Raw genomic sequence first — 10,088 nt, 5'->3', positions numbered from 1 at the left:
GCTGCCGATGACGGGCAGGGGTCGTTGTTTTAGCTTTAGTTGCGCAGGCCCCTCAGCCGTCATTGCGAGGAGCGAAGCGACGCGGCAATCCAGAAGCAGCAGACTCCGTAAGAACTGGATTGCTTCGTCGCAAGGGCTCCTCGCAATGACGGGGAGAGGACGGTGCAAGACCCGTTCACGGCGTCAGTTCACGCCCATCCAGCCACTTCGCATAAACAATGCGCTTCTGTTCGCCGAAGCCGATCGACTCGTAGAACGCCTGCACCTGCGTATTGTCGCCCCGCACCATCAGTTGCAGCTTCTCGATGCCGCGCGCGCGCAGCCAGTCCTCGGCGGCGGTCATGATGGCGCCGCCGAAATTCTGCCGCTGATGGTCGGGATCGACACTGACGTAGTAGACCCAGCCGCGGTGGCCGTCGTGCCCGACCAGCACCGAGGCGGCGATGACGTCGCCTGCGCGGCCGAGCAGAACATCCGCATTGGCGTTCTGTCGCGCCAGCGCAATGTCCGCTTCCGGGTCGTTCCACGGCCGCACCAGCCCGCAGCGCCGCCACAGGGCGATCACCGCCGGGATGTCGGCATCGGCGAGCGGCGCGATCTGCAGCGCGGCGCTCATGGCTTCACCGGCAACAGCACCTTGCCGGGATTCAAAATGTTCAGCGGGTCGAGCATCGCCTTCAAGGCGCGCATCAGTTCGATCGCGACGGGGTCCTTCACCGAGGGCAGGTCGGCGGCCTTGAGCTGGCCGATGCCATGCTCGGCGGAGATCGAGCCGCCCATCCGCAGCACCACTTCGAACACCACGGCGTTGACGTCGTGCCAGCGCGCCAGGAACGCATCCCGGCCGCCGCTGTCCGCGAGCGTCTCGCGCGGCTGCGTCACATTGTAGTGGATGTTGCCGTCGCCGAGATGGCCGAACGGCACCGGGCGGGCGCCCGGCATCAGTCTCGCCACCGCGGCATTGGCCTCAGCAATAAACGCCGGCACCGCCGCCACCGGAACTGAAACGTCGTGCTTGATCGAGCCGCCTTCCGGCTTCTGCGCCGGCGAGATTTCCTCGCGCAGTTTCCAGAACGCCTGGCGCTGCGCGATATTCGCGGCGATCACGGCATCATCGACGATGCCGTCCTCCATGCCGCGCTCCAAAATCTTCTGCAGCGTGTCGCTGGTATCTTCGCGCGACGACGACAACTCCATCAGCACATACCAGGGATGCTTGCTGGCGAGCGGATCGCGCACGCCGATGCCGTGGCGGACGGAGAAATCCACCGCAATGTCGGCGATCAGCTCGAAGCTGGTGAGCTGGCCGGCCGCCTCTTCGCGCGAGATCTGCAGCAGTTTCAGCGCCGCTTCGGGCGATTGTAGGCCGACAAAGGCGGTCTCCACCGCGCGCGGCTTCGGAAACAGTTTCAGCGTTGCCGCGGTGATGATGCCCAGCGTGCCTTCGGCACCGATGAAGATGTTGCGCAGGTCGTAGCCGGTATTGTCCTTCTTCAGCTTCGACAGGCCGTTGAGGATGCGGCCGTCGGCGAGCACCACTTCGAGCCCGAGCGCCATCTCGCGCGCCACGCCGTAGGCCAAAGCGGTGGTGCCGCCGGCATTGCTGGAGAGATTGCCGCCGATCGTGCAACTGCCCTCGGAGCCCAGCGACAGCGGAAACAGCCGGTCGGCTTCCGCGGCGCGCGTCTGCGCGTTCTGCAGGATCAAGCCGGCTTCCACGGTCATGGTGTTGGATTCGGTGTCGATCTCGCGGACATGGTCAAGCCGCCGCATCGACAGCACGACCTCGCCGCCATAGGGGGTCTGGCCACCGACCAGCCCGGTATTGCCGCCCTGCGGCACCAGCGCGGTACGAGTCTCCGTCGCCAGCTTGCAGATCGCCGCGACCTCCGCGGTCGAGCCTGGCCGCAGCACCAAAGGCGAGGTGCCGAAGAACAGGTTGCGGTCCTCGGTGACGTATTGATGCACGTCGGCCGGGTCGGTGACGGCATATTTGTCGCCGACGATGGCGCGGAACCGCGCGATGGTGTCGGGCGAAAGCGTGGCGGGGGTCGGCTGGGCGATGTTCATGCGGATTCCGTGCTTTTCTTCAGTGCTTTTCTTGGTCTTGCTTCGATCGTCACACCGCGGCGCGGCGCAGCCGGTCGTTGATGGCCTCGCCGAGCCCGTGGTTCGGCACCGGCATCACCGCGATGCCCTTGGCGCCGGCGGCGTCGAGGGCGCGAAGATAGCCGAAAAGATTCGTTGCGGCTTCAGCGAGATCGCCGGCATCAGACAGATTCATCACCGCGACGGCATTGTCGAGGCCAAGCATGGCGGTGGCCCCGAACGCCAGCAGCGCCTCTCCGGGGCGGACGTCCGCCGCCAGCAGCCGCACCTTGGTGCGCGGCGCGTAATGCGACGCCAGCATGCCCGGCGCCAGCGGCTGGTTCGTGGCGCTGGCGGGTTCCTCGGGTGGCATCGCCAGCGCGCGGCCGAGCCGCCGCTCGATCGCCTCGCGCGGCAGCCCGCCGGGCCGCAACAGCATCGGCGGCTCGAAAGCGCCGACAATGGTGGATTCCACGCCGACCTCGACCGGCCCGCCATCGACAATCATGTCGATACGGCCCTCCAGATCGGCCCGGACATGGGCTGCGGTGGTCGGAGACACGTGGCCGGACAGATTGGCTGAAGGTGCCACCACGGCGCCGCCAAAGGCCTGCAGCAGCGCCCTGGCCACGCCATGGGCCGGAATGCGCACGGCAATGGTGTCGAGCCCGGCGGTGGCGAGATCCGCCACCGGGCAGCCCCTGGCCTTCGGCAGCACCAGCGTCAGCGGCCCCGGCCAGAACGCCTCGGCCAAAGCCCGCGCCTGCGAATCGAATCGCGCGATCCGTTCGGCTGCCGCGAGGTTGCCGACATGGGCGATCAGCGGGTTGAACGCCGGCCGGCCCTTGGCCTGGTACAGCCGCGCGATCGCCGCGGCATTGGCCGCGTCGGCGCCGAGCCCGTAGACGGTCTCGGTGGGAAACGCCACCAGACCGCCCGCGCGCAGGCAGCGCGCAGCCTCCGCCACACTGGCGGCGCTGGCATCGGTCAGGCGGGTGGTGAGGCCGACGGTCATAAGGCGGGTCCGGTTGGAGGCTGATCCGGGTTCTTTTACCGAGGTTCTTGCGGTATGCGAAACCCAAGGTTATAAGCCGCCCACTTGTCGGAGTGTGGCTCAGCCCGGTAGAGCACTGCGTTCGGGACGCAGGGGTCGCAGGTTCAAATCCTGCCACTCCGACCAAGTCATCAGAGCCTCCAGAGGCTTATCGCGACGGAAACGCCGGCAAAGCGCCGCCTCCCCCCCCCCCCCAAAAAAAATGCGATGGGCCGCCTCGGCAAAGGCAGCCCCGATCGCACCTCGGATTTCAACACAGCGAAGAATGCGGCCAAACGTAGCTGGCGATCGACTGAGTTCGGCCTGCACCACACCAGAAGGGCGGAACAGAAGATCCTTTAGAAGCGCTGTCTGGTTCGAACGGTCTGTCCGCTGCGCCGACATGACGATCGTTTTGGATTCGGATCAGAACGGCGAGACGCTCTATGTGCGCGGTCGCGATGCCGAGGAGAAGGAAACCGCGGTTAGACACGGATGGCCCGGCACTCAAAACGAGGGCTGAGAAAGAACGCCCCAGCGCACTGTTGGTGAGAGACCGCAGCGGCGGCGGGAGTCAAAAGTGGGGCCGCCGGACGCTACAAAATAACCGGCGGCCCGCTGCGCGTAATTGAAATCGTGGAAAAGGCGAAAAGCCCCTGGCCCATCTGTACGCACGCCAGATCGTTTCACGTTCGACCGGACTCCAGTGTGCGCTGCCCCACATATCTTCGAAATATTTTGTCGGTCGTTACACGTTGGCGTCACCCGTCTGGGTGAGGGAAATTAATCATCCCGCGACCATCGCTGCGGGCGCTGCTGCGGGTCCGAACCAGTGCGAGCCGCTAGGCCAAAATTGCCAGTGCCATCAGCAGGCCTGAAGCCGTGGCGCCGACGCCGGCGGCCACACCGAACCCGATCAGTAGCTTCTCGAGAATGCACATCGGCCGTTCCTCCCGGGATGGTCGAAGACTACGCCTGCAGATTCGCGCACCACAAGAGTCGGATCGCGCACAAATGTTAGACCCACAAAACCGAGGAGAACTATTTTATCGATCGCTGCGCTTGGAGCGGGCGGTTGTTTCACTGCAAAGCGTAGTGGCGGTGCTGCCGTGAGCCGGCGGGCCATCGCGCCCGCCACGGCCCTGCTCAATGCCCGCTCATCACCAGCGTCTTCACCGGAAGCAGCAGCGCTTGCACGCGCAGCAGCATCGCGTGGACGATGCCGACGGCATCCACGGCATGCAGCGTGAGGCGCATGAAGGTGCTGGTCTGCTGCGCGGCGATCCGTTCGTGGTTGCTGGTATAGGCGTTGACGATGCAACTGCTGCCGGGGGTGACGCCGTCGAGGCCGCCGCTGTAGATCGGCTCCAGGAAGGTGAGGATGGTGCCGGGGGCCTGCACCTGCTGCGCGTCCACCAGCTGCTCGCCGCCGCGGAACTGGCCGGCCGCGATGTAGTTCTGCACGCCGGTCACCACCATCGGAATGATAGTCCACGGCTTGGAGATGCAGGTCGCCTCGGCGACCATGCCGACCTTCATGACCTGCGCCTCGATCTGCCCGAAGCCTGCCGACAGCGCGCGGCCGACATTGTCGGGAATCAGGATGCCGGCGGAGCGGATCATCGGGTTGACGATATCGCCGGGCCGCAACGTGAACTGCTCGACGCGCCCGGCGACGCCGGCGCGAATGAAGGTCTTGTCGAGATCGACCTGCGCTTCGGCCAGCGCCGCCTCCGCGCTGGCTTTTTCCGCCGGAAGCAAGGCGTTGACGCGGGTGACGGCGGATTGCTTGGAGGCCATCGCCGCATCGAGCGCGCCCTGGCGGCCGGCGAGCAGCACTTCAAGCTTTTCGATGTCCCGCTGCGGCACGATGCCCGGATTGCGCTTCTGCAATTCGCGCTTGGTATCCAACTCGTCGGAGGTCTGCTGGTAGGAGCCTTTGGCTTCCTGCGCCTGGCCCTCGGCCTTGAGAATATCGACCTGCGCCGCCAGCATCGCCGCATCGACTTCGGCGATCTTGCGCCGGGCAGTCTCCATCGAGGCCTCCTGCTTGGCGCTGTCGAGCCGGAAGATCACTTCGCCCTGCTTGACCGGCGCGCTGAATTGAACGTGCACCTCGGCCACCCGGCCGCTGACCTCCGGCACGATCGGCACGGTGCGGTAGAACAGCGTCGCGCTGGTGGTGGACGGATGGAAATAGAAGATCGTGGTGATCAGCGCCACGGTCAGCATCAGGCAGGCGGTGATGCCCCAGCGCAGTTCGAACCACACCGAAAAGAACGTGATCTCGCGGCCGAAGCGCTTTCCCTGCGCGTAGCGGCGGTACAGATAGTCCGGAAAGATCGTCAGCAGCGAGCACAGCAGCAGTTCAAGCATGGCCCCGCACCTCGCTCTCGACATGCGCGGGCTTCACCTCCGCGCCGCGGCCGGTGATCGAGTCTTCCGCTTCGGCGGGATCGACTGCCGTGTCGGCAGGGCCCCCGGCGATGCGTTCGACCGAGCCGGCAATGCTGCGCAGCGGGGTGCCGAAATCCGGCAGGTCGATCATCGCCAGCAACAGCCCGGCGACCCAGAACAGATGGATGTGGGTGAACAGCGCCAGCAAGCCTAGTACGGCGACGACCTCGAACTGCAGCTTCTGCGACTTGTGGGCCATGCGCTCGGGCATGCTGTGGACGCGAAGATAGAAATTGCCGACCATGAGGATGGCGCCAAGCAGGACGAAGCCGACCACGACCATCAAGGTGTCGGTGTCACCCGGGGCGGTGATGAATCCGGGGAGATGATGGGGCGCGGCTGGATGAAGCGAATCGCTCACGATATCCCCCGTCTTGCACTGCGCATCCGGCCATGTGCGGCCGTCCTTACCGTTTCATCTTCGCACAAAGCTGCCACATGGCAAGGTTGGCGCCGAAAAAGTGCAGCGCAACAAGCAGTTGGCGGGGATCGATAGTGGCCGATCGCGCGCTTGATCCGCAGCGTGACTTGAACTCTAAGCTGGGGTGATGGCGCCCCGCCGAATGGATTCTCGAAACCGATGCGCTTCAGCTTCATCCACGCCGCCGACCTGCACATCGACAGCCCGCTGGCCGGACTCGGCCTCAAGGACAAGGCCGTCGCCGAGCGCTTTGCGCAGGCCGGGCGGCGTGCGGTCGAGGCGCTGATCGCCGAGACCGTCGAGAGCAAGGCGGCGTTCCTGATCGTCGCCGGCGACGTGTTCGACGGCGACTGGCGCGACGTCACCACCGGATTGTTCTTCGTCCGCGCCATCGGCGCGCTGCACCGCGCCGGCATTCCCACCATCATGGTCAAGGGCAACCATGATTCCGAAAGCGGCATGTCGCGCGCGCTGACCTATCCGGACTCGGTGCAGACATTTTCGTCGCGCAAGGCCGAGACCATCGAGCTCCCCGAACATCGCGTCGCGCTGCATGGCCGCAGCTTCGCCACCCGGCTGGTGCCGGACGATTTCGTCGAGAGCTATCCGGCGCGCCGCGACGGCTGGCTCAATATAGGCGTGCTGCACACTTCGCTCGACGGCACCCGCGGCCATGACGGCTATGCGCCATGCACCGTCGATGGTCTGCGCCGCTTCGGCTACGACTACTGGGCGCTCGGCCACGTTCATACGGCGGAAATCCTCAGCAGGGATCCGTGGGTGGTCTATCCCGGCAACCTGCAGGGCCGCAGCATCCGCGAGCCCGGCGCCAAGGGCGCGATGCGCGTCACCGTCGAGGACGGCCGCATCGTCGCCGTCGAGCCGCTGGTGTTCGATGGCGCGCGCTGGGCGCTGGAAACCGTCGATGTATCGGGCTGCGAACGCGAGAGCGATGTGGTCGCGCGCATCGGCGCCGCACTGGAAGCGTTGCACGGCCGCAGCGACGGACGGCCGCTCGCGGTCCGCGTCCTGCTCACCGGCACCACGCCGCTGCACGGCGCGCTGGTAGCGAGGCGCGACTTGCTGCAGGACGAGGCGCGCGCCATCGGCTTTCGCATCGCCGAGGATTGCTGGGTCGAGCAGGTCAAACTCGCGACATCGGCGCCGCCGCGTCCGTCCGCGGCGCTATCGCCGGCCGAAAGTCTCGACGTCGATGATCTGCTGACTTCGGCAGCCGCAGACCCGGCTTTCGCAGGCGTGCTCGCCGAGCTGATGAAGAGCGTCGCGGACAAGCTGCCGCGCGACCTGCAAAAAGAGCTGGCGGAAGATCCCGAGCGGCTGCAGCAACTGGCGGACGATGCGCGCGCTTTTCTGTCGGGGGCGATGTCGTCGTGAGGATCGAGAGCCTGACCCTGGAGCGCTACGGCATCTTCACCGACCGGGTGCTGTCGTTTCGGCCGGACGCGTCGCTGCACGTGGTGCTCGGCGCCAACGAGGCCGGCAAGACCTCGGCGCTGTCGGCGATCGGCGACCTGCTGTTCGGTTTTGGCGCGCGCACCGACTATGATTTCCGGCACGAGAGCAAGGTGCTGCGCATCGGCGGTTCGTTTCGCCACGGCGACGGACGCCAGCTCGCCGTGCGCCGGCGCAAGGGCACCAAGAACACCCTGGTGGATCACGCAGACCAGCCATTGCCGGACGACAGTCTCGAGCCTTATCTCGCCGGCATCACGCGCGATATTTTTGCCCGCGAGTTCGGCCTTACCGCGCAGGCGCTGCGCATCGGCGGTAGCGAACTGCTCCATGCCGGCGGCAGTCTGGCCGAAACGTTGGCCGCGAGTTCGGCAGGGCTCACGGTGCTGTCGCGCATCCGCGATCGCCTGAAAGGCGAGGCCGACGATCTGTTCACGTCGCGAAAATCCGCCAGCAAGCCGTTCTATGTCGCGGCCGATCGCCATGACGTCGCCGAGAAGGCGTTGCGCGATGCCGTGGTGACGCGCGAGGCGCTCGCCGATGTCGAAAAGGCCGTGGCGGATGCCCGCGCGCTGCTGGAGAAGCTGAATGCCGATCACGCCGCGTCGGGGCGCAATCTGGCGCGCTGGCAGCGGACGCTGCGGGTGCGTTCGCGGCTCGTTCGGCTGGAGAATCTCGCCGTTGAGCTTGCCGCTCTGGCTGACTTGCCGCCGGTGCCGGCGCAGACCCTCGAGCAATGGCGCGTGGCACTGGCGGCGGATGCCGAGCTGTCGCGCGAGGCGAGCGCGCTCGACGCCGCCGACGCTGCGGATGCGGAGTCGATCGCCGCGATGTCGGTCGATGACGGCATGCTCGCCGCCGGTGCGGCCATCGATGCGTTGCGCGAACGTCTCGGCGCGGTGCGCAAGGCGATGGACGACCTGCCACGGCGTCGCGAGGCGCGGCGGCTGGCGCAGGAACAGCTCGACGCCGCAGCGCATCGGCTGGGACTGCCGTCGCATCTCGAACTGCTCGCTTATTTGCCGACCGATCCGGCGCTCGCTGGTGTCCGCGACCTGATCGACCGCGCCCGCCGCGCCGACCAAGCCAAGCAGGAGGCCGAAGCCAAGCGCGCCAGGGTGCGGCAGGAAATCGATGCGCTCGATGCGGACGCGGGCGCTTCTCATGCGGTGACGGATCCCGAGGCGGCGCGACAGCGGCTCGAAGCGCTCGCCGATATCCCGACCCACGCCGACCGCTTGCGCCGCGAGGCGGCCGTGCTGGCGATTGAAAAGAGCAACGTCGCGGCGGCCGGTTCGGCGCTCGATCCATCCCCCGGCGACGTCGCGCGTCTGGCGGCGCTGCCGCTGCCGGATCACGCCGTGGTCGCCACCTATGCCCGCGAAGCGGAAGCGGCCGAGGCGGAGGTTCGGCGGCTGAACGACGTCCTCGCCGCCACGGACGGCGCCATCGAGAGCGCCGAAACCGAACTGGCGCGGCTGGTGGGCGACGGCGCGGTCTCGACCAGGGCTGATCTGCTCGGCGCCCGCAGCGAACGAAATTCGCAACTGGCACTGTTGCGCGACGTCCTTGACGGCGACCGCGCGGAGCGCGCCGCCCGTTTCGGCAAGGTCGAAGCCGCGTCCGGCGCCATCGACGACATCACCGACCGGCTGCTCACCGACACCGATCGCGCGGCACGTCGCGAAGCAACCCAGGAACGGCTCGATCAGAGCCGCAAGGAACGTGAGCGTATCGCACGCGTACGGGAAGCGCTGGCCGGTCGCCGCGCTGAGGCCGACGTCGCCTGGCGTGGGATCTGGACGGCGTCCGGCGTGGTGCCGCGCAGCCCGGCGGAAATGTTGCGCTGGCGCGAGCGGGTCGATCAACTCGTCGCCCGCATGGCGAGGCTGGACGAGCAGCAAGCTGAACTCGGCGCGCTCGCCGCCGGCCAGGACGCCGGCAAGGCCGCGGTTCTCTCGCTGCTGGCTTCCATGGGCCGCGTGCCGGATCCGAGCCTGCCGGCCGAAATCCTGTTTCGCGAGGCGCGCAGCCGGCTCGACGAATTGCAGAAGGTGTGGACCGACGCGCGCGCCCGCGCCGTGGCGCGGCAGCGCGCCGACCGCGATCTGGCCGAAGCGCAGAAGGCGCTCGATACGCTGGCGCAGGCCGCCGTCGAGCACGCGCAGGCTTGGCCCGGCGCTATGGTGCAGATCGGACGCCCGGCGCACTATTCGCCGGCGGAGGCCGAGGCGGCGCTCGCGGTATGGCAATCCGTCGCCATTCCCAAACTCAACTTCGAGACCGAGGGCCACCGCGTCGAGAGTATCGATGCGGATCTGCGGGCGTTCGACAGCGACGTGGCGGACGCCGCGCGGGTCGCGCCGGACCTCGCAAGCGACACTGCGCAGGTGACGCTGGCGCGGCTGGCGGAGCGCCTCGCAGAGATGCGTCGTGCCGCCGACGCCTGCCACCGGCTGCGCGAGGCGATGGCCAAACGCGCAACCCATCGCACGTCGATGACGTCACGGCGTGCAGCGCTGGACCTCACGCTGCAGGATGCCTGCCGGGCGCTGGGTGCGGCCGACACCGCGGCGCTGCGACTGGCGATCGACCGCGTGGGCGCGCGGCTCGCCT

7 protein-coding genes and 1 tRNA gene are annotated in these 10,088 nt (G+C 67.3%); 3 read left to right on the top strand and 5 right to left on the bottom strand.

Translation table 11 applies throughout. The annotated features are described in order from the left end of the window. Positions 1 to 175: 175 nt before the first annotated feature. The 3 genes from JWR89_RS03550 to JWR89_RS03540 are packed head-to-tail and all read right to left on the bottom strand — an operon-like array spanning position 176 to position 3,103. Positions 176 to 616 carry a GNAT family acetyltransferase gene (locus JWR89_RS03550; RefSeq protein ID WP_299711869.1) on the bottom strand — a complete coding sequence of 147 codons (441 nt, stop codon included), beginning with the start codon at positions 614 to 616 and terminating at the stop codon, positions 176 to 178. Then, positions 613 to 2,070, bottom strand: coding sequence for an FAD-binding oxidoreductase (locus JWR89_RS03545; RefSeq protein ID WP_299711867.1), 1,458 nt, complete (start codon positions 2,068 to 2,070; stop codon positions 613 to 615). Before JWR89_RS03545 ends, JWR89_RS03550 begins: the two co-directional genes overlap by 4 nt. A 49-nt stretch (positions 2,071 to 2,119) precedes the next feature. Beyond that, a complete protein-coding gene (locus JWR89_RS03540; protein ID WP_299711866.1) occupies positions 2,120 to 3,103 on the bottom strand; it encodes an L-threonylcarbamoyladenylate synthase in 984 nt (327 codons plus the stop codon). Positions 3,104 to 3,191: 88 nt separating this feature from the next. Between JWR89_RS03540 and JWR89_RS03535 the strand changes: the two genes are divergently transcribed. Further along, a tRNA-Pro gene (locus tag JWR89_RS03535) sits at positions 3,192 to 3,268 on the top strand. Positions 3,269 to 4,267: 999 nt separating this feature from the next. Here the strand turns inward: JWR89_RS03535 and JWR89_RS03530 are convergent. Together JWR89_RS03530 and JWR89_RS03525 are read right to left on the bottom strand one after the other, a co-directional pair. Next, positions 4,268 to 5,497 carry a biotin/lipoyl-binding protein gene (locus JWR89_RS03530; RefSeq protein WP_299711864.1) on the bottom strand — a complete coding sequence of 410 codons (1,230 nt, stop codon included), beginning with the start codon at positions 5,495 to 5,497 and terminating at the stop codon, positions 4,268 to 4,270. Then, positions 5,490 to 5,939: a hypothetical protein gene (locus JWR89_RS03525; protein WP_299711862.1), complete on the bottom strand. Its 450-nt coding sequence runs from the start codon at positions 5,937 to 5,939 to the stop codon at positions 5,490 to 5,492. Before JWR89_RS03525 ends, JWR89_RS03530 begins: the two co-directional genes overlap by 8 nt. A 219-nt stretch (positions 5,940 to 6,158) precedes the next feature. On the opposite strand from JWR89_RS03525, the gene JWR89_RS03520 reads away from it, so the two are divergent. Next, positions 6,159 to 7,394: a DNA repair exonuclease gene (locus JWR89_RS03520; RefSeq protein ID WP_299711861.1), complete on the top strand. Its 1,236-nt coding sequence runs from the start codon at positions 6,159 to 6,161 to the stop codon at positions 7,392 to 7,394. After that, positions 7,391 to 10,088 (top strand): AAA family ATPase (locus JWR89_RS03515; protein ID WP_299711859.1); only part of this gene is annotated, 2,698 nt, incomplete at its 3' end. The genes JWR89_RS03520 and JWR89_RS03515, both read left to right, overlap by 4 nt.

Origin of the sequence: Tardiphaga sp. (assembly GCF_028290785.1) — a bacterium.
In the GTDB taxonomy this organism is placed as follows: Bacteria; Pseudomonadota; Alphaproteobacteria; order Rhizobiales; family Xanthobacteraceae; genus Tardiphaga.
The sequence above is the reverse complement of the archived record's forward strand: the minus strand, read 5'-3'. Positions and strand labels throughout refer to the sequence as shown.

Excerpts from the sequence above, each read along its gene's own strand:
- JWR89_RS03520 (WP_299711861.1), top strand. The coding sequence starts at position 6,159 with ATGCGCTTCAGCTTCATCCACGCCGCCGACCTGCACATCGACAGCCCG.
- JWR89_RS03545 (WP_299711867.1), bottom strand. The coding sequence starts at position 2,070 with ATGAACATCGCCCAGCCGACCCCCGCCACGCTTTCGCCCGACACCATC.
- JWR89_RS03550 (WP_299711869.1), bottom strand. The coding sequence starts at position 616 with ATGAGCGCCGCGCTGCAGATCGCGCCGCTCGCCGATGCCGACATCCCG.
- JWR89_RS03530 (WP_299711864.1), bottom strand. The coding sequence starts at position 5,497 with ATGCTTGAACTGCTGCTGTGCTCGCTGCTGACGATCTTTCCGGACTAT.
- JWR89_RS03540 (WP_299711866.1), bottom strand. The coding sequence starts at position 3,103 with ATGACCGTCGGCCTCACCACCCGCCTGACCGATGCCAGCGCCGCCAGT.